General features: G+C 46.7%; 17 protein-coding genes and 1 tRNA gene. 6 read left to right on the plus strand and 12 right to left on the minus strand.

Features of this window, described 5'->3' with window-relative positions; genetic code table 11:
- Window positions 1–2 precede the first annotated feature (2 nt).
- The 3 genes from AXE77_RS04585 to AXE77_RS04595 all read right to left on the minus strand — a co-directional run bounded on the left by AXE77_RS04585 (window position 3) and on the right by AXE77_RS04595 (window position 3276).
- A complete protein-coding gene (locus tag AXE77_RS04585) occupies window positions 3–797 on the minus strand; it encodes an isoprenyl transferase (protein ID WP_116712338.1) in 795 nt (264 codons plus the stop codon).
- A 2-nt stretch (window positions 798–799) separates the two neighbouring features.
- Entirely contained in the window at window positions 800–1546 is a 747-nt protein-coding gene (recO, locus tag AXE77_RS04590) for a DNA repair protein RecO (protein ID WP_116712339.1), read from the minus strand.
- Between the two features lie 128 nt (window positions 1547–1674).
- Window positions 1675–3276, minus strand: coding sequence for a cell division protein DivIVA (locus AXE77_RS04595; protein WP_116712340.1), 1602 nt, complete (start codon window positions 3274–3276; stop codon window positions 1675–1677).
- 122 nt (window positions 3277–3398) lie between these two features.
- On the opposite strand from AXE77_RS04595, the gene AXE77_RS04600 reads away from it, so the two are divergent.
- A tRNA-Val gene (locus tag AXE77_RS04600) sits at window positions 3399–3472 on the plus strand.
- A 76-nt stretch (window positions 3473–3548) separates the two neighbouring features.
- Here the strand turns inward: AXE77_RS04600 and AXE77_RS04605 are convergent.
- On the minus strand, window positions 3549–4436 hold the full coding sequence (locus tag AXE77_RS04605; RefSeq protein ID WP_116712365.1) for a YlbL family protein: 888 nt from the start codon (window positions 4434–4436) through the stop codon (window positions 3549–3551).
- A 191-nt stretch (window positions 4437–4627) separates the two neighbouring features.
- Between AXE77_RS04605 and AXE77_RS04610 the strand changes: the two genes are divergently transcribed.
- Window positions 4628–6373: a zinc-dependent metalloprotease gene (locus tag AXE77_RS04610; RefSeq protein WP_116712341.1), complete on the plus strand. Its 1746-nt coding sequence runs from the start codon at window positions 4628–4630 to the stop codon at window positions 6371–6373.
- Window positions 6374–6534: 161 nt separating this feature from the next.
- On the opposite strand, the gene AXE77_RS04615 is transcribed toward AXE77_RS04610, so the two are convergent.
- Entirely contained in the window at window positions 6535–8046 is a 1512-nt protein-coding gene (locus AXE77_RS04615; RefSeq protein ID WP_116712342.1) for an ATP-dependent helicase, read from the minus strand.
- Between the two features lie 294 nt (window positions 8047–8340).
- Here AXE77_RS04615 and AXE77_RS04620 point away from each other — a divergent pair, with 294 nt between their 5' ends.
- Together AXE77_RS04620 and AXE77_RS04625 are read left to right on the plus strand one after the other, a co-directional pair.
- Window positions 8341–10008 carry a phosphotransferase gene (locus tag AXE77_RS04620; RefSeq protein ID WP_116712366.1) on the plus strand — a complete coding sequence of 556 codons (1668 nt, stop codon included), beginning with the start codon at window positions 8341–8343 and terminating at the stop codon, window positions 10006–10008.
- 95 nt (window positions 10009–10103) lie between these two features.
- Window positions 10104–10322, plus strand: coding sequence for a DUF3107 family protein (locus AXE77_RS04625; protein ID WP_116712343.1), 219 nt, complete (start codon window positions 10104–10106; stop codon window positions 10320–10322).
- 15 nt (window positions 10323–10337) lie between these two features.
- On the opposite strand, the gene AXE77_RS04630 is transcribed toward AXE77_RS04625, so the two are convergent.
- Window positions 10338–11237, minus strand: a complete 900-nt coding sequence (locus AXE77_RS04630; RefSeq protein ID WP_116712344.1) for a PHP domain-containing protein — start codon at window positions 11235–11237, stop codon at window positions 10338–10340.
- 52 nt (window positions 11238–11289) lie between these two features.
- On the opposite strand from AXE77_RS04630, the gene AXE77_RS04635 reads away from it, so the two are divergent.
- Window positions 11290–11940 carry a vitamin K epoxide reductase family protein gene (locus AXE77_RS04635; RefSeq protein WP_116712345.1) on the plus strand — a complete coding sequence of 217 codons (651 nt, stop codon included), beginning with the start codon at window positions 11290–11292 and terminating at the stop codon, window positions 11938–11940.
- A gap of 55 nt (window positions 11941–11995) precedes the next feature.
- Here AXE77_RS04635 and murI read toward each other — a convergent pair whose 3' ends face one another.
- The 5 genes from murI to AXE77_RS04660 all read right to left on the minus strand — a co-directional run bounded on the left by murI (window position 11996) and on the right by AXE77_RS04660 (window position 18552).
- Window positions 11996–12778 carry a glutamate racemase gene (gene murI, locus AXE77_RS04640; RefSeq protein ID WP_116712346.1) on the minus strand — a complete coding sequence of 261 codons (783 nt, stop codon included), beginning with the start codon at window positions 12776–12778 and terminating at the stop codon, window positions 11996–11998.
- Window positions 12779–12827: 49 nt separating this feature from the next.
- The gene (locus tag AXE77_RS04645; RefSeq protein ID WP_430886652.1) at window positions 12828–14468 is read right to left on the minus strand and encodes an ATP-binding cassette domain-containing protein; all 1641 of its coding nucleotides are present in this window, start codon (window positions 14466–14468) and stop codon (window positions 12828–12830) included.
- Window positions 14469–14516: 48 nt separating this feature from the next.
- A complete protein-coding gene (locus AXE77_RS04650) occupies window positions 14517–16316 on the minus strand; it encodes an ABC transporter substrate-binding protein (protein ID WP_116712348.1) in 1800 nt (599 codons plus the stop codon).
- A 215-nt stretch (window positions 16317–16531) separates the two neighbouring features.
- Window positions 16532–17623, minus strand: a complete 1092-nt coding sequence (locus AXE77_RS04655; RefSeq protein ID WP_116712349.1) for an ABC transporter permease — start codon at window positions 17621–17623, stop codon at window positions 16532–16534.
- Window positions 17620–18552, minus strand: a complete 933-nt coding sequence (locus AXE77_RS04660; protein ID WP_116712350.1) for an ABC transporter permease — start codon at window positions 18550–18552, stop codon at window positions 17620–17622. The genes AXE77_RS04655 and AXE77_RS04660 overlap by 4 nt, the downstream gene beginning before the upstream one ends.
- 347 nt (window positions 18553–18899) lie before the next feature.
- Between AXE77_RS04660 and AXE77_RS04665 the strand changes: the two genes are divergently transcribed.
- A complete protein-coding gene (locus tag AXE77_RS04665) occupies window positions 18900–19175 on the plus strand; it encodes a BrnT family toxin (protein ID WP_116712351.1) in 276 nt (91 codons plus the stop codon).
- 325 nt (window positions 19176–19500) lie between these two features.
- Here the strand turns inward: AXE77_RS04665 and ileS are convergent, their stop codons facing one another.
- Window positions 19501–22911 carry a mupirocin-resistant isoleucine--tRNA ligase gene (gene ileS / locus AXE77_RS04675; RefSeq protein WP_116712352.1) on the minus strand — a complete coding sequence of 1137 codons (3411 nt, stop codon included), beginning with the start codon at window positions 22909–22911 and terminating at the stop codon, window positions 19501–19503.
- Between the last annotated feature and the right edge of the window lie 239 nt (window positions 22912–23150).

Below are 23150 nucleotides of genomic sequence, written 5' to 3' on the forward strand. Positions count from 1 at the left end.
TACTAGGCATTTTTTACACCGCCAAAACGTCGGTCGCGATGCGCATAACGGTCAATTGACCTCCACAGCGCTTCGCGGCCATAATCCGGAAAGAGTTCCGGCACAAAATCAAGCTCCGCGTAGGACGCTTGCCAAGGCAAAAAGTTGCTGGTACGCTGCTCGCCAGAAGTACGAATAACCAAATCGCAATCTGGAATATCCGGATTATATAAGTGATCAGCAATCATTTTTTCAGTGACACGATCACCTTTAATTTTTCCGTCACGAATTTCTTTAGCAATTTCGGCACACGCATCCGCAATTTCCGCGCGACCACCGTAATTCAAACAAAATACAACGTCGATAGTTGTGTTGTTCTTCGTAATTTCCTGCGCTTTTTCCAACTCGTCAATAACAGACTTCCACAAACGCGGGCGACGACCAGCCCAACGCACACGTACTCCCCACTCGTTCATTTGCGCAACCCTGCGGTGAATAATATCCCGAGAAAATCCCATTAAAAAGCGCACTTCTTGCGGCGAGCGCTTCCAATTTTCCGTAGAAAACGTGTACAGGCTCAAGTAGCGCACTCCCGCTTCAATAGCACCGGCAATAGTGTCAAAGACAACTGGTTCTGCGGCCTTGTGGCCTTCCGTGCGAATCATTCCGCGCTCTTTAGCCCAACGACCATTGCCGTCCATAATCACGCCAACATGGCGAGGAACCTTGCCCTTAGGAAAATCTGGTATGCGAGAAGGGTCACTAAAAGGTGCCGCCGGAATATTAAGCGACGTATAATCCACGTTTTCAAAAGCCATACTTAAGAATGTAACAACCCCAGTGAACGAATTGGACGCTCAAGATAATATTCAGCCCACTGCTGAATCAAGTAAAGCGTGGAAGAAGCGAGAGAAACATTGTCAAGAGACGACCAATCCCCCTGCGCAAGTGCATATAGTTGAAGACGCGTATTATCGTCGCACAAAATCGACTCTGGAGTATGATCCAATGCGCACATAACACCACCGGCAGCGGGCGAAATATAGCATAATTCCTCAGTTTTTCCGCAAACTACGCAAGTTGTTAAACGTGGCGACCAACCAGCCAAAGACATAGCTCGCAATACGTACGATAATCCTATGGCGTCGGGAGCGTGCTTTCTTTTCGCAAGCGACGACAATGCAGCAATGAGAAGATTATACTGCCCCTGTGTATCTTGAAATTCGCGCACGTACTCATCTGTATATTCGTTGGAAACTAACGCATCTACGACTTCCAATATGACGCTAGCATACTCATACAGAGTATAATCAGCGCAAATTTCGCCAGCGTATGCTGCTACAGACACAGCCTGAGACACAACGTCAAGCGACTTTCCTTGCGCAAGAAGTACGTCCACTCGCATAAGAGGCTCAAGACGACCACCAAAACGCGATTTAAGACGCCGCACACCTTTGGCAACAGCACGAACTTTACCGTGTTTTTTGGTGAGCAATATGACAATCCTATCGGCCTCACCTAGAGGGAACGTACGAAGCACTACAGCTTCATCGCGATACACCGGCATGCTTTCACAACCAAATAACTACTTCGCGCTGGCTTACGTAGCTACGAAACCTTCCGCATTTTCGCAATTTTCGTAGCTTTCGCAACGCCGCAAGAAACAGCAACTAAACGAATACAATTCGAGCACGATTATTGCAAAGGATGCTCGCCAGTTGCGTCATCATCGTCTTCTTGTGCAATATCTTGCGCATTATCAAATAGGCTTGATTCGTCAACATGGCCCATAATCGGGAAGGAAAGATCTGGAATATCCAAGTTCAAAGGCTTGCTTGGTTGCACATTGAGAATCGGCATGTCGTAGGAAGAAGACTTAGATGATGCGCCAGTATGAGAAGCATCCTCATGTGCTGACGCTACCGGGAATATTGGGGCCACAGGAGCTGGAGAAACCACAGGAGCTTGATTTCCGTAAGCAGTATCCGCTGCAGCCTGAGACGCGCTTGCACTCGCTTCACGCAACGCAGGAGGGAACGAAGGAATAGCAGAAGACGCAACTTGATCATCAACATCGCGATGCGACGCTGTGGCAGCATGACGATGCACTACTGGAGGGAACGCTGGAGGCAAAGGAGCATAATCAGCAGCATCTACCGATCCAACAGAAGCGTGATTATTCTCTGAAACATTGTGTAACACAGTTGCACTCTGCACCAACTCATCATTACTGTCTGTGTTGTCGTCAAGCATATTTGATGGCACACCCGCAGCAGTATGTGGAGTGAAAATAGAACGCTCAGATTGACGCAAAGCCTCAAACGAATCTTCAGAACCTTGGTTTACGTAGTCAACAGGGGTAAAAATACTCTGCTTATCGTAATCTGGAACGTGAGGAATTGTGGAAGTTTGCGTAGGCTGAGCCGCCTTAGAAGCCACTTTAGAAGCCACTTCAGAAGCCTCAGCAGCCATAGAATCAGCCGCATCAGCTGCAGCCGCAGAGGTTACCGTTGCTGACATAGTTGCAACCGGCTCCGGCGCAAATGAAGGTGCGCTCTGATTCTTAGATTCCGTTGTGTGATTAGTATCAACCGCAGCGCGAGTATGTGACACAGTGTTATGAGCGGCGAACGCCGGCACCTTACTGTCGATATCGACATATTGAGCAATGCGTTCAAAAGATTCCAAACTGCTGAGTAAACGAATGCAAGTGCCCAAGTAATAATCAACCTGACGCTCATCATAGCCGCGCTTACCAGTGCACTGAGTAAAAATCACGTTAGACACATACATCGCATCAATAGTCTGCAATGTATCATCATCCGTTTCCCATTCCAGCTTATGACCGAGCATATTGGCAATTTTATCAAGCGCTTGATCGACCATAATATCCACTTGCTTGCGCGAATACGACGGACGATGAGGAATGCCACTAGCAAAACGTTCACGATAGTCACGCTGAGCATGCTGCAATAATTTGCGATATAAAGCGTCGGCTTGTGCTTTCCATACCACGCGACCGCACTTGGAAAGATCATGCTGCGTGCACTTATCTACTACTGCTCTCTCCAAACGCGACAAGGCAGCATCAACCTGGCCAATCACGTAACCATCATGTTCTAAATCGAAAGAAACGTCCTGAATATCTTGCTGAGTAAGTCTAATATCATCGCTTTCATACAACGCATGCGCACGCTCCAAAAAAGCATCTACCTGCGCTACGTTATAGCCTAATTTACGTTTACCGACACGCTCCATCCCCGAAGCATTGCGAGCGGTATCAGGTTTCTGAGCCATCGACTACCAACCTCCTGAGCAGATATTCTTATTCAGTATACTGTACGCGATTGTTACGACGCGCGCCACGCGTAAACTGATTCGTACATACCTTCCTGTATGTTTTTACTTTGTTGCGAAACGGGCGATTAGCTCAGCTGGCTAGAGCGCCACCTTTACACGGTGGATGTCGGGGGTTCGAGTCCCTCATCGCCCACGTTTGGTTTTTCTTTCCTCATTTAATTAGTCTAATTATTATTTTGGATTGTTTCTATATTTAATTAATTTAATCGTTATTTGTGCATATTCCGCTTCACATTGCAATTTGGCAGTGCTGCTACATTATGACCGGAACCGATAGTTTTCAATGCTTTATAAGCCTCATCAATCGTATTCACCCTCACCACACGCAAACCAGCAGGCACATGCCCCACTACTTCGTCGCAATTATCTTGAGGAGCCAAGAACCAAGTAGCACCGTCTCTCCGAGCTGCAATCATTTTTAAACGAATACCACCAATAGCACCAACTTTTTGCGATTTTTCAATGGTGCCAGTACCAGCTATAGTCTTACCGCCCGTTTCATTTGCTGGCGTTAACTTATCGAGAATTCCCAACGTGTACATCATTCCTGCAGACGGTCCACCGATATCTTCAATACGCAAACGCACCTTCACTTTCGTATTGCGTATGCCAAGATGTTCAGCAGCATACCGTAACGCAACACGTTGAGCAACGTTTTGGGAATCGTCCATCTCGTGCGTAGATTCCTTCTCGTACGCGTCTGCAGTTTGTCCAACAGGCACCACTGCCTCGCGAGGAATAAGTTCACGATGAGGATTCATCCACGAAGTAAGCGCATATAACGTCGGCACCTCGTAACCTGGGACTCCGGAAGTGCTCACTGTAAGCATAAGCAACTTACCGGTATCGCGATGCTCCTTCACACCTTCACCACTGATACGGATTACCGGAGAACCAGATATCTTACCCAACACGTCTTGAGTAGGACCAGGCGATTCCACAACGTAAGCACTCGGCAAAGTAAGCGCAAACAACGCTACGAGAACCATAAAAAAGCCTGCAAAATAACGAAAAGAATGTGAATCAATGTAGTTCGAAATCTTACGCACAACACGACGTAAAAAATTTGGTACACTTTTACACACAAAAGCATGCATCGTAGTAATAACTGCAGAAAACCCAGGCATGCTTTGTATCATGACACAACCCCTCTAAAAAGCACAACAAGACCTTCAAACAAAAACCATAACACCGAGTAGAATGGATGCTATTAGGCAGATAGGCACACCAAGCGGAACGCTTAAGCGAACTGGCGTTACCTGCTCTCGTAAGCAAGAAGGACACACTCATGAACGATGACGCAATTCACCAATGGCTTATTGAATGCTTCGGGCCAATACAGGGCGAAGAAGCGTGGAATCAACTTGAACAATTGCCTTTTGAGCTACGTGAACAACTCATGAGCCAAAGTCCCGATAAACTTCCAAAGCCGGATGAAGTGCGCAATATGATGCAAGCTTTCAGTGCAGGAGGACTTAATAATCCTCACGAAATGGAGGCGACGCTTGAAGAAGGGCCTATTAATCGCAAACTTGCGCAATCTATTGCTTTACAAAACGCAACAGGAGATCAAGGAAGCGTTAACGCTGAGGTTGCAGATGCGGCTCGACGCGCGCTAAGCCAAGCAAACTTGTGGCTCGATATCACTTGCAAATTCAACCCTGCCCCGGGAACTCCAGCTATACTATCGCGAGCTGACTGGGTAAAAGAAACCTTGGGCGCGTGGGTAAAGTTTGCCAATCCAGTAGCAAAATCTGTGAACGAAGCATTTACTTCCGTTATTGCAGAACGATTCCATGACGTTGACAATGCTGAAGTAGCAGGGTTATTCGCAGGCGTAGTGCCGATTCCGTTGCCGGAGGGAATGAATAATCCGGCACAACTTATGAAACTATTAGGTAACACTTCGTTTGCTATGCAACTTGGCCAGGCAGCCGGCGCGTTATCTCACGAAGTGCACGGAAGCTTCGATCAAGGACTTGCGTTGTTGCAAAATCCTGCAGGCGGTTTGATTCCTTACAATTGCATTGAATACGCAAAAGTTTGGGGACTTGATATTACCGAAGTTATGAACTACCTTGCTTTGCGAGAAGCAGCCCACGCGCGATTGTTTGCGGAAGTTCCGTGGTTGATGCCTCGTTTTGAGTCACTAATTATTAAGTATGCAAATGGAATTAGTATCGATTTGGATGCTATGGAAGAACAGCTCCGAGACGTGGATGCTATGAATCCGGAAGCTATTTCTGGAGCAGTGAATCTGCAAAATATTGGCAGTAATGATTCTGAAGAGCAGCGTCAAGCATTGCACAGTTTAGAAACGCTTCTAGCGCTAGTTGAAGGCTGGGTTGATTGCGTCACCTGGCAGGCAGGAATGGCTCACGTAACGCATATTGAACAGTTGCGCGAAATGATACGACGCGAGCGCGCAGCGGGAGGTCCGGCAGAAGTCACTTTTGAATCGCTGCTCGGTTTGCACTTGCGTCCTCGTCGCATGCGTGAAGCAACACAGTTGTGGGAGAAGCTAACGCGCGAACGTGGCGTTGAGGAGCGCGATAGTTTGTGGAGTCACCCAGATTTGTTGCCAACTTTGCCAGAAAATACGAATGAAGTTACGAAGGAAGCTAGTGGCAAAAATACTACTAAAATTTCGGTAGAAGATATAGCAAAAGATGCCGGTAGCTTTACGGAGAGTACTACGGAAAGTGCTGGAAATACTAAGGAAAGCACTGCAGAAAACCAATCTAATCAATCTACTGAAAAATCTGAAAAAAGTAGCGAAAGTAACGATAATAAAGATAATAACGAAAGCGCTACTGGCAGTACCAAAAATACTAATGTCGAAAAATCTTTTGAAAAATTAACAGAAGACGATTTAGGCGTAAACGATTGGGACGCAGAACTTAGCAAGCTGCTAGAAGAGGACGCGCGCCAAAAGGAACAAGGAAAAAACTCGGACGGAACTGACGGAAGCGACGAAACCGATGGAAGCGACGGAAGCGACGGAAGCGGAAGTACAGAAAACCAGGCTAAATAATCTATCACGCAACTAAAGCGACATTTTCTTTACAGTCGCGTAAATAAAATAACGTTATTTCGGCAAAAAGTGACAGTTTCTTTACAAGCGTGTACAGAAAATGTCAGAATCTGGATGAAAAGCGATTATTTCTTTACAAGCGTGCACAGAAAATGTCGGAATTAAGCCAAGAAGCGGCTCGGCGTGCGATTCATACCCATGCCGTTATCTTTGCGTAGCGCGTAAGAAAGATGCAACGTTTTTTCCGCACGCGTCACCGCCACGTACATAAGCCTGCGCTCTTCTTCTAGCGACTCTTGCGAGGAGGAAGAACCGAACGGAATAAGCCCTTCCGAGCAACCTACTACGTAAACATGCTCAAATTCCAAACCTTTAACAGCATGAATCGTAGATATTGTTACCGTAGATACGGAAGCACCACCCTCCGTCTCACCAACGTCACCACTCGCAGCACCAGTCACAACACCACTCGCGTCGAGCACATTTTTTTGCCAACCCACGTCTTTTCGCACACGATACGGCACTTTTAACGATGTTAACGCGCTACAAATCACCTGCTGCTGAGCATTCGTACGAGTCAGTACCGCACACTCCCCAGGCGTCGCAACTCCACTACTAACCAATTTTGCAATCTGCTGTGCCACTCCCAACGCTTCGTCGATATCCGTAGCAAAAACCTGTTGCGTAACACGCGAACCACCCTTACTCACAGCTTTTACCTTTACATAATCACGTTTATACGGCGAAGCGGCAAGTACGCGATTTGCAAGACCTATAATACGTTCGGTGGAACGGTAATCTGTATCCAAACTAATATCAGCACTAACCGGAGCAAATTCTTGCGGAAAAGCAAGCAAATCATAACTGCTTGCGCCGGCAAAAGAGTAGATAGTTTGCGCAGGATCGCCAACTACGCAAATATCGCGATTTTCGCCCATCCACAAACGCAACAGTTCGTGTTGCAAGGGTGAAACGTCCTGATACTCATCCACTGTAATCCAGCCAATAGTTTGACGAATACGTCGAGCAGCTTCCGGAAAAGTTCGCAAAATATGGCAGGCAAGCAATAAAATATCGTTAAAATCAATGCAATTACGCGCATTTTTTTCAATTTCGTAAGCCTCATACACATCGACAAATTGCTGCGCTTCTAATCCTGCAGGAGGTGTACGGTGTGTTGCGGCACAGACACGCATGTAATCGTCTGGAGCGATAAGCGAAACCTTTGCCCAATTAATTTCCGCCATAATATCGCGCGCCTGCAAAGCCGTCATCATAGCAAAATCAGGATATCTATTGAGAGCAGCAGCAATAGTATGCTGAGCATCGTTCATAATATCCGGGAACGGCGCAGTGCAAACATCGTCCCATACGCTTCGAATTTGCTGCAAAGCCGCAGAGTGAAAAGTTGCAATTGCAGCACCATCCGCAACTCCAAGTGCCGCAAGCCTGGAACGCATTTCTGACGCAGCTTTTACCGAAAATGTAACAGCAAGAACCCGGCTCGGATCCCACTTCCCCATTGCGCACGCATACGCAATTCGACGCGTAATAGTGCGCGTTTTACCAGCTCCAGCGCAAGCTATTATGCGCACTGGCCCCTCTACTGCCATTGCAGCCGCACGTTGCGAATCATCTAAGCCCTCTAATAACGCTTCTGGCGAAAAACTCATACCACTATTGTCGCAGCAAAGCCGACGCTTTTACAACAACATAGAAAATATGTGGATAAGTCTTCCCCCTCTTTTCTAAATAATCTTTCCTAAATAATCTCTCTAAATAATCTCTCCAAATAATCTTTCTAAATAATCCTCCCCAAATAATCTTCCCCAAATAAACTACGACATACGCAACTAAAAAATGCCTGTTTAACAGCGTAAAACACGGCAAATTTCGGCGCTTTGTATTACTGTGGGAGTGTGACACAACTCAGTAGATTTAAGTTGGCAGCACTGGCATCTGCAGCCATGCCCGAAGTACAGTTTGCAGGAACGCGCCGCAGCGAGCAGGTTAACAACACTGATACAGCCGCGGGGATTTCTCACGCCGTTGTGCAAGACGTTTCCGGTAAACTTTACGACATTTTCATTAGTTCAGAAGACAAAGGCCGCAAACGCTTACACGATCGCGCTCGCGCAGCATGGACGCTGCAGCACAGCAAAGATTTAGCAGCATTGGGATTCGCATACGATACGATGCTCACGTTTATTCCAGGAAAACGTAACGAAACCGACAAAGCAGCCGCAAATAATCACACAAATGACAGCGGTAATGAAGATGGCGCGGCTCAGCCAATGCAAAACATGTCAAGTCTTATCGCAAACGATGACGATGATCCAACTATCCTAGTTAGCGAACATCTCGAAGGAAGCGCTCGTGATTTGAGACTGCTTACTACAGATGACTGCGCAAACGTAGGCACCGCCATTGGCGCAATTCACCGTTTACGTCCAACGTTTATAACGCGAGGAAAGTATCCAGCTTTCACTACCGGCCAAATTCGCGCGCAATTAACCGGTTGGATTAAAAGACTTCGCCAAGCCGGGCACATTCCTACAGAAATCACTGACAGCTGGTCTAAAGTATTAGAAACTGAAGGATTGTGGTCATTTGATACGTGCCCTGTTCACGGTGGTTTTGTAGATGGAGATTTGCTGTTTGCAGGCTCCACTATTACAGCCATTACAAATTGGCAAGGCATGCAAATTAACGATCCTGCACGCGATTTGGCTTGGATTTTTGCCAAACTGAATGAACAGCGCCGCAATGCCGTACTCTCCGCATACGGTAGAATCATGGGTTCAAGGCTCGATAGCCTAATTATGTTACGCGCAAACTTGTGGCTGCAAATGGAGCAGGTCGGCGATTTCCTGCAGGCATTGCAACGTGCCGACACAAACGGAATTATGCGGTTTAAGGCACAGGTTGAGCGTTTGGCACACGAATTAACAAGAATTAGCCACGCTCATTCAACAAAAGCTGGTAATAGCGCAAATATGCCAGCGTCAACTATTACTGTTGGCACCTTGTTGGAAAGAGATAACGCAAGAAATAGGCAAGCTGCGGAATCTGCTGCGAAAAATAACACGGGAACTGTTCAAACCGACGAAACTGACGAACGCGATATCACAGTAGAAAACAGCACAAGCCACAATAATCAGTACGCGAACGACACTACTGCCGAACGCAACGTGACATTAAACGACGATACTCACGAGCGCAATGTACAATACGCCAACGCGAATGCATCAACTGTTGCTGAAGCTCAAGAAGCTGCGAAACTTGCCGACGATACAGCAACGCAAGTTATTACTCACGTGGAATCTTCTCATAGTTCGCACGAAACGGCGGAAACTATTGCACAAACAGTAACTAACAAAGCCGAGTCGACTAGCGAAAGTACTGAAAACGAGACTGCGCAATCCGAAAGTAGTGTAAGCAAAAGTAACGTAAGCGAAAGTAGCGCAAGCGACAATAGCGCAAACGAAGTTAGCGAAGCTGAAAACGCAACCGGCGCAAATAACGTTACCAATTCCAACAAATCGTACGACGATAAACCAGAAACAGTAATCATTCCTCTACTCGAGCGCGAGGAGCAGGCAATGAAAGATGCGCAATCAGGGCTTAGCAAGTAAACTTACGAACAGGCTTCAAAAAATAAGCAATACAAATACAATACGTGCGATACGAAAAATAAGTTACCAGCAAATATCAAAAGTAAGGAGCAGATATGCGAGTGGTATTAGGCGTAAAGAACATTTCCGACTCAATCGACTTTGAAACGAACCAAAGTGCTGACGAAGTGCGCGCAATAATTAACAGTGCGCAAGAAATGTTCGAATTTAAGGACGTAAACAACCGCACCATTATTATGCCAGCGTCATCTCTGTCTTACGCACTTATTGGAGACACCCCAAAGCACGCAGTCGGCTTCGGCGCCCTCAACTAATACATTATTAAAAGTTTAGAACTTATAGCCGCGCGATAGTATTTCGGATACTACGTCGCGGCTTGTTGTTTCTTCCCCCAAGCGGTTCGGCTTACCGGTACCATGCCAATCCGAACCGCCCGTAACCAACAAATCGTACTGTCTTGCTAAAGCGAGCAAACGCTGACGCTGGTTGCACGAATTTCCGCGATGATACACTTCCAAACAATCAAGTCCCGCACATGCAAACGTAATAATCTGCTCGTCTGAAAGCAAGCGCGCATTACGACTATAATCAGCCGGATGCGCAATACCAATCACGCCACCAGCATGTTTAACAGCAGCAATTACCTCGCGAACATTCGGTGAAGGAGTAGGAATATAGTAAGGACTGCAAGGCGAAACGGGGCCAGCAAAAGCCTCAGAACGCGTCTTGCAAACTCCAGCGCAAACCAACGCATCTGCAATATGAGGACGACCAAGCGTAGTTAAATCACCATGCTTAGCCTGAGCCAACACATCGTTCCATGTGATCGGAAAATCATGCGACATACGCTCAACCATGCGCTTAGTGCGTTCAAAGCGACGCTTACGAGTGAGCGCAAACATATCCATTAAACACACGTCTTGAGGATTATACTGGTACGCGAGCATATGCACAAACACGCCTGCATCCTCAGCAGTAATCTCTGAACCAAACAATACTGGCAAACTCGCAGCATCCGCAGCTTTACGGAAATCACTCCAACCCGCGGTAGTATCGTGATCCGTAATAGCAACTCCTTGCAAACCAAGGGAACTTGCCTGCCGCACCAGTTCTTCTGGAGTGTCAGTGCCATCAGAATACACCGTGTGACAATGCAAATCCCAGCCGGCTTTTTGAACGGCATTGTAAGAACCAGCTGAGTATGCCGTAGTATTGCTTATTACAGTCATATAATTATCGTAAACTGTAGTAGTAACGTTTTATGAATTTGTAGGAGTAGCAATGCAGCAATCTGTCAGCATGCAAGAAAACTGCGACAATCAACTCCCCGGATGGAGACATTCAGCAATTTGGACTTACGGCATTATGCTACTCGTATCTGCGATTGCGCTGGTAACGTCCCTAATACTTTCAGCAGAAACGCTTGCTTTGGCGCGTGCTCCGCAAAAAATGCTCAGTTGCGACTTCAACAACGTAGTATCATGCTCTCGCGTAGCGCAAACTTGGCAGGCAGAAGTGGTGAGGTTTGGCGAATTAAGCTTCCCTAACGCCTTCTTTGGAATTGCCGCCGAAAGCGTATTTGTGACGCTCGCAGTTGTAGGCATGATTCGCGTACGCGTGCCACGTTGGTTTGCCGTCTGCACTTGGCTTGGCGGATTATGCGCGCTACTTTACGCCTACTGGCTGTTTTCGCAATCAATGTTTGTGATTCACGCGCTATGCCCGTGGTGCATTGTGCTCATGTTCTCCACTACCGTGCAGTTTATGTCGCTTTCACACGCAAGCGTAAGTTCACAAGGGCTACTTATTCGACGCTTCCCTTGGATTGAGCGCTATTATCGTATGCGCTACGATTTGCTAGTTGACATGCTGTGGATTGCGGTGTTGGTTGCGTTGATACTATGCCAGTATTGGAATGCAATATTTGGGTAACTACGCGTAAATACGAGTAACTATACGTAACTACACGTAACTAAAGCGAGTTATTTCAATCGGTTTTAGTGCATAAGCTTTTTGCGAGTTGCTGCATGCGCTCGCTTTTGTCGGAATTAGTAAGCGTTATACTTCCTTCACTAAACGCATCAGCAAGCTCACCACGCTCCGCAAGCACCTCGCGCAAATGGTGAATCGTGCCTTCATTGCCGTCAACGATATTCGTACGCTCCGGCAGCAACTTTCGGAAATAATCGCGATAAAACACGAAATGAGTGCAACCAAGTACCACCGAATCAATGTTATCTAAATCGTAAGCGTCAAAATACTTGTGCAAAGTATCCATAACTTTTTCGCTATTATTAAGCTCACCTTGCTCAACAATACGCACCAAATCAGGGCACGGTTGCGAAAAAATAGTGTTGTTTTGTGAAAAACGTTGCAGCAAATCCGCAAACTTGCGCTCGCGTAACGTCAGCTCAGTTGCAGCCACAATTACGTGCTGAGGCTCGCCTTTGCCAAGATCACAAGCTAATTTCAACGCAGGTTCCATGCCGATAATCGGAATATCGTAATGCGCACGCAAGTCGTTCACTGCTGCAGAAGTGGCGGTATTGCAAGCAATAACAACAGCTTTGACGCCAAGTTTGACAAAATTATCAACTATTGAAAAACTAAGCTTTTTAACTTCGTCAGGCGTTTTAATACCGTAAGGAGCGTTAGCAGAGTCACCAAAATAGATGATACGCTCGTGAGGTAAGTCAACCCGCATTTGGCGTGCTACGGAAATTCCCCCCAAACCAGAATCGAAAACGCCAATTGGTGCCGACGATGCCATACGCTACCTCCTAAAAACGTTTACTATCGTAGTGACGAGCCTCAACATACTACTCGACATACCGCACGCTGCCGCCACGAATTACCGCAACTTCGTCAGCAATCTCCTGCACAACTCCCAAATCGTGTGTAATAAACAAGCACGCGTAATTGTACTTTTGTTGCAAATCACGCAACAAATTCAACACACGCCTCTGCACTGTAACATCCAACGCAGAAGTCGGCTCATCTGCAATAAGCAAAGATGGTTGCAAAATAAGCGCGCGAGCAATACCGACGCGCTGCCTCTGCCCGCCCGAAAGCTCGTGCGGAAAACGCTTTGCAAAATCGGTCGGCACCTGCACTTGTTCCAGTATCTTCTTCACGCACTCCTTACGCTCACTAGCATCAAGCTGCGTGTGCAAAAGCAGCGGTTCTGCAATACTCCAACCAACGGTTTTACGCGGATTAAGCGCAGATCCGGAATCCTGAAAAACGTAGCCAATGCTTCGCATTGCATTTAGACGACTTTTTCCGTGAAGTCTGTTAATATCTACTCCATTTAGCAAAACTTTGCCAGAGTTTGGCTTTATTTGGCCAGAAATCACTTTTGCAATTGTGGTTTTTCCAGCTCCGGACTCGCCTACTAAAGCGAGCGTCGAACCGGCGTTAATGCGCAGGTTTGCGTTATTTAATGCGAATTTATTAGCTAATTTGCTAAAACGCGCGTGCGAATAGCGTACGCTTACGTCGCGAATTTCTACAGATGGTTCCACTACAGATGTTTCCGCTGCAGAAGATTTTACCGACGCAACGTTATCAATATTTGCCGAATTTGCAGAAATATTTTGCGAAATATTTTGCGAAATATTTTTCACAATCTGCTCAGCTGCTTCTTCCATACTTTCGTAAGAATCGCCGTTTTGCGCATATTGCATATCAAATTTCGGAACCGATTCCAGCAAAGTGCGCGTATATTCATGCTGCGGATCTGCAAAAATATGTTGAACCTTACCAGATTCCACAATATTTCCACCTTGCATTACGTACACTTCACTAGCAAGCGCACGAACAACGCTCATATCATGCGTAATAATCAGCACAGCAAGCTGTAATTTTCCCGACAATTCGCGAATAAGCCGTAAAATATCTCGTTGCGTAGTGATGTCTAGCGCAGTCGTAGGCTCGTCCGCAATTAATACTTGCGGACGATTTATTAACGCCATCGCAATCATCGCACGCTGAAGTTGACCTCCAGAAAGCTCATGCGCGTACGAACGATACACGCGATCAGCATCACTCAGCTCAACCTCTAAAAGCTGCGCAATTACGCGCTTTTTGCGCTCTCTTGCGCTTAATTTTCCTGCTTTTTCAGGATGATATATTAGCGCTTCCTCAATTTGCTTACCAATTGTTTTAACAGGATTAAATGCGCTGGACGGCTCCTGAAAAATCATGCCAATCATTCCACCGCGAATACGCTCGTAAGGAGCATTTTCGCTTAGCAAATCTATGGCGGATTCGTTGGCATAAGTAGCGTTAAGAAGCGCACTTCCTTCAACTTTGGCAGAATCTGAAAGCAAACCCATAAGAGCCAGAGCAGTAAGCGACTTTCCAGAACCGGACTCACCCACTAAAGCCGAAACTTCGCCCGCACTCATGCGCAACGATATATCTCGCGTAATTTGACGGCCGCCAATCGAAATCGACATACCGTCGACACTTATAACAACTTTTTCTTTCAGATCAGTCACAACTAATCACCTCTTCAAAGATACAGCGGCGTAATTCGGGTACGCAGGGAAACTTCCGATGTAGAAATTCTCCACGCCACTTCCGTGAATAAACGTATTATGCGAGTAAATAAGCGGCACAACCGGCGAATCAGCCATAATAGTGCGGTCTGCTTGCTGCCACAATTTTTCCGCTTCGTGCGAGTCAACAGTTTGTATTGCTTTTCGAAGCAGGGCATCTACTTTAGGATTTTCGTAGCGAGAAATATTCCAGTTACCGCCGCCAATTTGCGAAGAATCAAAAAGTGGGCCCAAATTGGCGTAAGCAGAAGGAAAATCAGGTTGCCAAGAAGCCAAAGCCAAATCGTAGTCGCCTGAATTTGAAGTGATTGCGTCCGTAAAGTTTACTGCGTCAACGGTTTTAATAGTTACTTTTATGCCGGCGCGCTGCAAGCTGGATTGCACAGAAGAAGCTACTTGCGTTTGATCCGGACGCGCAATAAGACTCAACTTAATACCAGTTTGACCTGATTTTTTCAACAGTTGTTTAGCTTTCGCAACGTCTCCGCGTGGATCTGTAGCGTACAGATTAAACTGCTTCCTGCCAGAAATACCAGGCGTAATAAGAGTTGTTGCAAAACCGCCGGCAATTGAGCCGCCCTTCGCCGTGCGGTACGACTGCTTATCAACCGCATACTGAACTGCCTTGCGAACATTGATGTCCGTTATTCTGCGCGTATTCATAGCCAAATATTCAAGAGCACCGTCACTACTTGTAGCGAGCAAGCTTCGCGACTTAGGGTTTGCTTGAGCCTGCGCAAGCTGAGCAGGCGGCACAAAATCAGCCAAAAATGCGGATTTTGTATCCGAATTTCCTTGAATCATCGACTGAGCCGCAACAGTAGCATCCGAACCAAGCTTCCAAACAATCTCATTAGGACCAGCTGTGCGAATGCTGTCAAGCTTTGAATCCCAATACTTATTACGCTGCATAACAACTTTTTTGCCGACTTCGTTTTGCACAATTCGGTATGGTCCGGAAGCTTTAGGATGCTTTGAATACGTTTGCACGTCGCCAGAATTCGCTGGAACTGGCACAAACGCTGCCAAAGACGCAACCCAAGGCCAATCTGCAAACGGAGCTTTTAAGTGGAAAATAATAGTTTGATCGTCTGGAGTTTCAATGGAATCAAGCGACTTTCCACTAAAAGGACCGTCATAATTTTCTCCACCAACGAGAAGAGTCTTATGGTAGCTAAAACCGCCGCTTAAAGAATCAGCAAAAGAGCGCTCAATGCCGAATTTTATATCGCGCGAAGTAATTTCACTTCCATCTTCGTACTTGACACCCTTCTTAAGCGTGTACTTCCAAGTTTTGCCGCCGTCGCTTGTGGTGCCGGTATCCGTTGCTAAATCTGGAACAACGCGCGTTTTGTCGCCTGAATTTGGACTTACTTTCCAAGTTGTAAGCGCGCGGAATATGAAATTATTCGACGTAATCGGCAAACCTTGGCTGCGAGCTGGATCGAAATTCATATTGGTATTCGACGTAAATACAGTAAGACTGCCACCTTTTTGCGGATTGGAATTTAGCGCGGAAGCGTTGGTACCGCTGGATTTTGTAGAGCTGGCACTTCCGCAAGCAGAAAGTGAAAGTAACGAAAGTAACGAAATCGGAAGCAACGAGAAAGCTGCAAGTGACGCAACAAACTTCTTCGAAATTGCAGTTACGTCTGCAGTTACGCCTGCAGTTACGCCTGAATCTTTGTTTGTATTTGTATTTGCATTTTTACTTGTATTTATATTTTTATTTTTAAAAGTGAACATAATAATCCCCTTATATTTATTAGTATTTTTTTAAATTTGTAATTTGACTCTTCAAAATGTGGACTATCGACTTAATTCCGATTTTTTCTTTACGTGCGGGTACAGAAAAAATCGTTTTTTGGCGAGATTTCATTATTTTCTTTACACAGCAGTAAAGGAAATGTCGCTTATGGAGCTTTTGAAGAGTTATGTTAATTTATGAGCGCGCGAATCCACTAACAGACTGCGGCGCGAGGATCGACGAAGCGATAACAGACGTCAACCACAAGATTCACAACAATAACAAGCGCAGCCGCAAACAGCGTCACACCAACAAGCACCTGCAAATCAAGATTTTTCACAGAATCAAGAAGCAGCGAGCCCAAACCTTGCATAGAGAAAACGCGCTCAGTTATTACAGCACCACCAAGCAAACCGCCCAAATCCAAGCCAAACATAGTCAGCACAGGAAGCATCGCATTAGGCATAGCGTGACGCGTTACAGCCTTCGAACGCGGCATGCCCTTAGCCAAAGCAGTACGCATATAATCCTGCTGCAATTCGTCAAGCATGTGAGCGCGAGTAAGTCGCGTATAGTATGCCGCGTTAAGAAGCGCCAAAACAAGCCACGGAAGAAGCAAATGTTGAAGCCAATCTAAAGGACTTTCCGCAAAACTTACGTAACCACCCGTAGGAAAAATTGGCAAATAAACCGCAAAAGCAAGTATTGCAAGCATGCCAATTAAATACGCTGGAGATGAAATCCCTACAGACGAAAGCGCTCGAAGCGCGCGGTCAATAAAAGATCCTTCTTTTGCAGCAGAAATAACTCCAGTTGCAACGCCTACAGTAAGCCAAAGAACCGCAGCACCAGTTGCCAACGAAGCAGTTACCACGAAACGGCTCATAATAAGATTAGTTACAGGCTCGTTTAGCGTAAACGACCATCCTAAGCATGGACCAGCGCACACGATAGCAGCTCCAGAACTATCTGTGAACTCGCGACCGAAGAATATGCCACGAATATAACTGCCAAGTTGCTCATACCATGGCGAATCAGTTCCCATAAAAGCGGAAACTCGTGCCAAACGTTCAGGAGTGCAAGGCTTTCCGCAAGCAAGTTGCGCAGGATTGGCAGGAAGCATAAAGAAAATAAGGAATAACACGACTGCAATCAGCGTTAAAACAAATATTGCGCTTGCTGCACGCTTGCCAATAAAAACAAGAAAATCGGAAATCTTGCCGATTATTCGCGAATTGGCAGCAGATTTATTAATGCTGATTTTCGGCGTATTTTGAGTATTTTGAGTATTTTGCTTGTTACTCATTCCGTCACCGCCTTTTTGGAAGCTCGCGGCTGAAGAGTACTAGCCAAACCGTCGCCAATAAGATTAAAGCCGAAAGTAAGCAAGAATAGCGCAATTCCAGGGAAAAGAAGATACCAAGGATCAACCAAAACCCACTGAACTGCGTCCGCAATAGCGCGTCCCCACGAAGGCGAAGGCGGATTCATGCCCACACCAAGGAACGACAACGCAGCCTCCGCTCCAATGCGACTAGGAATAAGAAAAGTCACATTCACCAAAAGAAGAGGCAACATATTCGGCATTATCTGCTCACGCAAAATATGCCATGTGTTCGCACCCATTACGTAAGAAGCCACAGTGAAATTGCGAGATTTTAGCGAAAGCGTTTGCGCTCTAACCAAACGAGCGATGCTTGGCCAGCCAAAAAAGCCTAAAACAAGCGTTAGCAGAATCGGCCGCGGGAAATTTTGCGGCACAACTGCAGACAGCGCAATTGCAAAAATCAGGAACGGAAAACCGAAGAACACATCCATCGTGCGCGAAAGCAAAGTGTCTGCGAAACCACCGAAGTACCCTGCAATCATGCCGATTAGAATGCCGAGGAATAGCGAAATTACAGTAGAAGCGATGCCAATTCCAAGAGAAACGCGCGCTCCATGCGAAATAATCGCGAAAATATCAAGACCACGAAGCGGAGTTACACCGAACCAATGTTGGAAACTAATACCACCCTGGCCTACTGGAACTGAGTTGGAATCTAATATTTCCGGATGCTCAGAGTAAGGATTATTGCCAGTAATTGTTGTAAAAACGTCGGCAAAAATAGCCAAAACCGCAAAAATAGCAATAATTACAATTCCAGCAACAATGCCGGTATTAGTTCTTGCAAGAACGGTGACGCCAGATGAATCACGCTTATAGCGTGAACGAAATACACCGCCCCTTCTCATCTTTACTCATTTCGTCACCTGCACTTTCTTTTTGAATATCATGCAATATAAATTAACTCAAAATACAAATCGAGTAAAAATTTGTATTGTTGTCTTATCGACACTATAGGGACCCATGGAACTTTAGGAAGTAGAGTGTCGCATTGACTCGCTTTTCGCTTAAGCGTAGCGTGAAAAGCGCCCCAATGCGGTAGCGCTTGCTTCTATAAATAGCCTTTAACCACAATGCGTAAAAAATCTAGGAAAGCTAACTTAAAGCATTTACGATACCTGGTACAAGACAACATCAAACAAAAATAGTTTCAATTGATACTATTTTACGTTAAAATAAATGATAGAAGGTGAGTATGAATTTTGAATACGATCCTGCAAAAATCTTAAAAAATTTAGCTAAACACGGTATCAGTTTCAAAAGAGCACAAATACTTTGGAACAATGAAACAGCTGAAATCGAATCCAAAAATTCAGGCAATGATGACTCTCGCTACTTAGTTTTTGGAAAGATAAACGGCAAACATTGGACTGCAGTAATAACAAAAAGGAATAATCGAATTCGTATTATTTCTGTAAGAAGATCACACAAGAAGGAGGAACAATATTATGAAAAACACCACAAAAAGTAAAGAAATAAGCGGCAAAGAAATTGATAAAAAATCGATAACGGCGAAGATGTACTTGAGTACTTTGATTTGGAACATCCAACTATAGAAAACCACTCAAGTGAACAAAAGCACGTCACTTTTATTATGCCTGAATGGATATTGAGAATAATGAAATTCTTTAGAGTAGCAGCAGCACGTTAGTCAATACCATTGCAGAAAAACTAGAAAATTCAAAATAAAATTAGAAATAAAACAAAACGTGCCGACGTATACGAACTGTACGCCGGCACGTTTCTGTTTAGTTAGCTAATGTTTACGCAACGTTTAAGCTACGCAAAACTAATGTTTACGCACGCTTAAGGCTTACGCTAAGCTCAGTTGCACTAGAATCAGCCTCAACAACCTCAAAGCTCGTAGCCAAAGTCTCCTCCGCAATCAAATCACGGAACTGCTCAACTTTAGCAACATCAGAAGCAGGCACGCTCAAAGTCAAAGCGATTCGGTCAGTAACATCCAAACCGTTCTCCTTACGAGCATCCTGAACAGCGCGGATAGCGTCACGAGCGTAACCTTCAGCAAGCAAATCAGCTGTCAAAGCAGTGTCAAGCATAACGAAACCGCCCGTTGGCATCGCTGCGGAAGCCGTATTCGCAGCAGCTTGAGCGTCCGAAGACTCAACGCGATTCACCAGCTCATACTCACCCTCAACGAGAGCAACATCGCCGTTTGGAGTTTGAACAACAGGAGCACCAGACTCGTCAACATGCCAATCGCCACTCTTAGAAGACTTAATAGCAAACTGCACCTGCTTACCCAAACGAGGGCCGGCTGCGCGCGCATTCACCTTAAGCTCGTGAACAATCTTCAAACCGTGTTCGCTTGCGTCTTGCAAAGTGCAGAATGCAACATTCTTCACGTTAAGCTCGCGCTCAAGCACCTGCTCATAAGGCTCCACAGCGGCAGTATCTTCCGCCACAACTGTCAAGTTTGACAACGGCTGGCGCACACGCAACTGCTCCGCCTTACGCAACGAAAGCGTAGAAGACACAACCTCGCGAACCTTATCCATAGCAGCGACCAAAGCATCGTCATGCGCAAGAACCGCACCAAGCTCGGTGACTTCTCCAGCCTTAGGATTTGGCTCGCCATCCGAAAGCATCTCCGGCTCCACCAAATACGGCCAATCAGCCAAATGCACGGACTCGCCTCCGGTAAGACCACGCCACACAGCCTCCGCTTCCATAGGAGCGAGAGGGGCAATCACGCGCATAAACGCTTCGAGAACCGTGTAAAGCGTGTTGAAAGCAGCTTCGTCCTCATTCCAGAAGCGGTCACGGCTGCCACGAATATACCAATTCGTGAGCACGTCAATAAAGTCGCTAACTGCAGCACAAGCGTCACTAATCGCAAAGTCGTTCAGGCACTTTTCTACGTTCTCAACAAGCAAACGCGTGCGCGCAAGCAAGTAGCGATCCATATTGCAAAGTCCCGCAACCTCATCCGCACGAAGGCGACGAGCATCGTAACCCTTGCCACCGTTTGCAGCGTTCGCATACAGCGTGAAGAAGTAGTACGAGCTCCAAACAGGAAGCATAACCTGACGAACCGTATCCCTAATGCCGTCTGCAGTTACAATCAAATTGCCACCGCGCAAAATTGGCGAAGACATAAGGAACCAGCGCATTGCGTCCGAACCATACTCGTTGAAAACGCCATTAACATCTGGGTAATTGCGCAAATGCTTACTCATCTTCTGGCCGTCGGAACCAAGCACAATGCCGTGGCAAATCACGTTCTTAAATGCTGGGCGGTCAAAAAGCGCCGTAGCCATAATGTGAAGCGTGTAGAACCAGCCGCGAGTCTGACCAATATATTCAACGATGTAATCGCACGGGAAGTGCTCCTCGAAGAAGTCCTTATTTTCAAACGGATAATGGAACTGTGCGAAAGGCATAGAACCAGACTCAAACCAGCAGTCGAGAACGTCCGTAATACGGTGCATTTGCGACTTTCCGGTAGGATCGTCCGGATTTGGACGAGTGAGACGATCGATATACGGGCGGTGCATATTCACATTGCCGTCGTTGTCGCGCGGATAATCGCCAAAATCAGCCTTAAGTTCTTCCAACGAACCGTACACGTCTACGCGAGGATACTTTGGATCGTCGCTAACCCACACTGGAATTGGCGAACCCCAGAAGCGATTACGGCTAATCGACCAGTCGCGAGCGTTAGAAAGCCACTTACCAAACTGGCCGTCCTTAACGTTTCCAGGAATCCAATTAATCTCCTGATTAAGCTCAAGCAAGCGCTTCTTAATCTTCGTAACCGACACAAACCAGCTAGAAACAGGCTTGTAAATAAGCGGAGTTGCGCAACGCCAGCAGTGAGGATAGCTGTGCACGTAGCTTTTTTCTTGGAATAGCAACGCGCGCTGGTCTTCCGGCATTTGAGCAAGCGGACCGTCTCCTGCACGCAAGTTGCGCAAAATAGGAAGATTTGCGTCGAAAACGTACAAGCCTTCATAGTCTGGGCAGTCGCTTGTGAACTTGCAGCCTGCGTCGAGCACGTCAACACTGCGAATCTCGTGCGCGTTAAGCGTGTTCATATCGTCCTCGCCGTAAGGAGCCTGGTGAACGAGGCCAGTACCTTCAGCGGTGTCAACATAATCCGCAGTGAAAATCGTAAAAGCGTTAGGACCAGGAGTGCCACCTTCTGCGAGCGCAGAATCGTTTGCAAAGTATGGGAACACTGGATAGTAGCGCCAGCCTGCCATATCAGCGCCCTTAAGCTCGCGCACAACTTCGTAGTTTTCGCCAAGTTCCTTAGTGTAGGAGCCGAGCAAAGGCTTACCAATGTAGAACTTTTTGCCAGCGAATTTGCCTTCAGTTGGGCGAACTTCCACGTAGTCGATGTCTGCACCGACGACGATTGCGAAGTTAGTTGGCACAGTCCAAGGAGTGGTGGTCCAGAATACTGCGTAAGCGTCGTCTTCGTCGCGAAGCTTAACGGCGACGGAAACGGTGGTGTCCTGACGATTCTGGTACACGTCCGCATCCATACGAAGCTCGTGCGCGCTGAGCGGAGTCTGGTCCTTTGGGCAGTACGGAAGCACGCGGTAGCCCTTGTAAGCCAAGCCCTTGTCGTAAAGCTGCTTAAATGCCCACATAACGGATTCCATGTATGGAATGTTCAGCGTTTTGTAGCCGCGCTCGAAATCAACCCAGCGAGCCTGACGATGCACGTAGTTTTGCCACTCGTTCGTGTACTTCAAAACGCTGGCACGGCAAGCATCGTTGAACTTTGCGATGCCCATTTTTTCGATTTGCTCAACCGATTCGATGCCGAGTTCCTTCTGCGCTTCCAACTCTGCTGGAAGGCCGTGAGTATCCCAACCAAAAACGCGGTTCACCTTGCGTCCGCGCATGGTTTGGTAGCGCGGAACCACGTCTTTTGCGTAGCCTGTGAGCAGGTGGCCGTAGTGAGGAAGACCGTTTGCAAATGGAGGGCCATCGAAGAACACGAACTCGTTTTGGCTTCCCTTGCCGGACGGGCGGTATTCGATTGACTTGCGGAAAGTGTTGTTTGCATCCCAGTATTGAAGAACAGACTCTTCAAGCTTTGGGAAAGAAGGATTTGGTGCAACTTGCGCGCAGGCAGCTTCTTGCGTTGATGCCGAAACACTTACCTTTGGGTATACGTTATTTGCGGACGATTTTTCGGACGCGTTTGCTGCTGGATTAGTGGATTCGCTCACTGTGCTCTCCTCGCTCAACAGGGTGAATATTTCCCTGCGAGGACGACAGTTACTGCCGCGGTACCACCTCGCTTGCTGCAAGATGCTTAACGCAACGCAAGTTACGCAATCAACTATTCTTGCAGCCTCTCGTGTTTGGCTATGCGGGCCAACCCCGTCGGTTCTAATAAGCGAGAACCTTACGAATCCTCGCCGTTCTTCCGAAAACTCCCCGCCGATAACGGATCATCGCTTAAGTT

The sequence above is a fragment of the Gardnerella massiliensis genome, from assembly GCF_003408845.1.
GTDB classification, from domain to species: Bacteria; Actinomycetota; Actinomycetes; order Actinomycetales; family Bifidobacteriaceae; genus Bifidobacterium; species Bifidobacterium vaginale_H.

Coding starts and splice junctions, on each gene's coding strand:
- AXE77_RS04605 (WP_116712365.1), bottom strand. CDS start 4,436: ATGCATGCTTTTGTGTGTAAAAGTGTACCAAATTTTTTACGTCGTGTT.
- AXE77_RS04615 (WP_116712342.1), bottom strand. CDS start 8,046: ATGAGTTTTTCGCCAGAAGCGTTATTAGAGGGCTTAGATGATTCGCAA.
- AXE77_RS04665 (WP_116712351.1), top strand. CDS start 18,900: ATGAATTTTGAATACGATCCTGCAAAAATCTTAAAAAATTTAGCTAAA.
- AXE77_RS04595 (WP_116712340.1), bottom strand. CDS start 3,276: ATGGCTCAGAAACCTGATACCGCTCGCAATGCTTCGGGGATGGAGCGT.
- AXE77_RS04645 (WP_430886652.1), bottom strand. CDS start 14,468: ATGTCGATTTCGATTGGCGGCCGTCAAATTACGCGAGATATATCGTTG.
- AXE77_RS04610 (WP_116712341.1), top strand. CDS start 4,628: ATGAACGATGACGCAATTCACCAATGGCTTATTGAATGCTTCGGGCCA.
- AXE77_RS04660 (WP_116712350.1), bottom strand. CDS start 18,552: ATGAGAAGGGGCGGTGTATTTCGTTCACGCTATAAGCGTGATTCATCT.
- recO (WP_116712339.1), bottom strand. CDS start 1,546: ATGCCGGTGTATCGCGATGAAGCTGTAGTGCTTCGTACGTTCCCTCTA.
- AXE77_RS04650 (WP_116712348.1), bottom strand. CDS start 16,316: ATGTTCACTTTTAAAAATAAAAATATAAATACAAGTAAAAATGCAAAT.
- AXE77_RS04630 (WP_116712344.1), bottom strand. CDS start 11,237: ATGACTGTAATAAGCAATACTACGGCATACTCAGCTGGTTCTTACAAT.
- AXE77_RS04635 (WP_116712345.1), top strand. CDS start 11,290: ATGCAGCAATCTGTCAGCATGCAAGAAAACTGCGACAATCAACTCCCC.
- AXE77_RS04625 (WP_116712343.1), top strand. CDS start 10,104: ATGCGAGTGGTATTAGGCGTAAAGAACATTTCCGACTCAATCGACTTT.
- AXE77_RS04585 (WP_116712338.1), bottom strand. CDS start 797: ATGGCTTTTGAAAACGTGGATTATACGTCGCTTAATATTCCGGCGGCA.
- AXE77_RS04620 (WP_116712366.1), top strand. CDS start 8,341: ATGCCCGAAGTACAGTTTGCAGGAACGCGCCGCAGCGAGCAGGTTAAC.
- AXE77_RS04655 (WP_116712349.1), bottom strand. CDS start 17,623: ATGAGTAACAAGCAAAATACTCAAAATACTCAAAATACGCCGAAAATC.
- murI (WP_116712346.1), bottom strand. CDS start 12,778: ATGGCATCGTCGGCACCAATTGGCGTTTTCGATTCTGGTTTGGGGGGA.